1 protein-coding gene is annotated in these 1,561 nt (G+C 39.6%); it reads left to right on the forward strand.

Annotated elements, in window-relative coordinates:
• Nucleotides 1-122: 122 nt before the first annotated feature.
• Entirely contained in the window at nt 123-1,511 is a 1,389-nt protein-coding gene (locus tag HMPREF1495_RS00595) for an ISNCY family transposase (RefSeq protein WP_034211176.1), read from the forward strand.
• Nucleotides 1,512-1,561 lie beyond the last annotated feature (50 nt).

The raw sequence follows: 1,561 nt of genomic DNA on the forward strand, positions 1-1,561 counted from the left end.
ATAAGCCATATATGATAAAGTCCCATTATACCACAAATAAAAATGTCCCACTTATGGTAGAATACTATTTTGTATATTCTAACACTAGGAGGGACTGACTTATCAGAAAGGTTATTTTATCAATGGATGAACAAAGAAAGTACGAGGTTATTAAAGGTCTGGTAGATCACCCCGATACAGCTAATAAGGATAGAGCTGCTCTTATCCTAGGATGCACCAAGAGGCATATAAACCGTATGATACAAGGCTATATTAAAGATGGTAAAGCATTCTTTATTCATGGTAACAGAGGTAAGAAGCCGGTTACCACCATCCACCCTGATATCAGAAGTCAGGTTCTTGATCTATACAGAACTAAATACTACGAGGCTAACTTTGAACACTATACAGAGCTTCTAAAAAAGCATGAGGGCATAAGCATCTCTTCTTCCTCTGTAATGAGTATTTTGGAGTCTGAGTACATTCTATCTCCAAAGGCTACAAAAGCCAAACGTAGACGCATTAGGCAAGCACTCAGAGCCAAGAAGGAAGCTGCAACGTCAAAAAAAGAATTATCACAGATACAGGCTAACTTAGTAGCAGTTGAAGATGCTCACAGTCGTCGTCCAAGATGTGCTTATTTCGGCGAATTGCTTCAGATGGATGCAACCCCTTATGAATGGGTGCCGGGACAGATATGGCATCTACATTTAGCCATTGATGATGCCTCAGGTGCTGTTACCGGTGCATGGTTTGATACTCAGGAGACCCTTAACGGCTACTACCATGTGTTTGAACAGATTCTTACCGATTATGGTATCCCCTATAAGTTTCTTACCGATAAACGTACTGTATTTACTTACAAGAAAAAAGGTGCCTTATCTGACGACAATGACACCTATACACAGTTCGCTTACGCCTGCAAGCAACTTGGTACACAACTTGAATCAAGCAGCGTACCACAGGCTAAAGGACGCATAGAACGATTGAATCAAACCTTACAGTCACGCCTGCCTATTGAGTTTAGACTCGCAGGCGTAACCGACATCAATAATGCCAATGAATTCCTTCACTCCTACATAAAGGAATTCAATGAGAAGTTCTCACTTCCACTTCATGGTATCAAATCTGTCTTTGAAACGCAACCGTCTAAAGAAAAAATAAATCTTACTTTAGCGGTTTTGACTGAGAGAACTGTTGATGCCGGACATGCGATTCAATTTAAAAAGAAATTTTATAAGATGATAGATCATAAGGGAGTGCAAATCCATTATCGAAAAGGTACCAAGGTTATGCTTATCAAGGCATTTGATAGCTCTATGTTTGCGTGCGTAAATGACAAGGATATTTATGCACTGGAAGAAATACCGGCTCATGAACACAAATCTAAGGACTTGGACGCTGACTACAAACAACCTAAACCTAGAAAGCCTTATATTCCTCCAATGAACCATCCTTGGAGATTAGAGGCCTTTAATAAATTTGCACATTCACAGCCACACAGAATTGAAGACGACTTAAAAAGCGCATAATAAAAGCCCCTTTGTGGGGGCTTATAAATTAATTATTTTGGGACATAATC

Origin of the sequence: Lachnoanaerobaculum sp. MSX33 (genome assembly GCF_000512995.1) — a bacterium.
Taxonomy (GTDB): domain Bacteria; phylum Bacillota; class Clostridia; order Lachnospirales; family Lachnospiraceae; genus Lachnoanaerobaculum.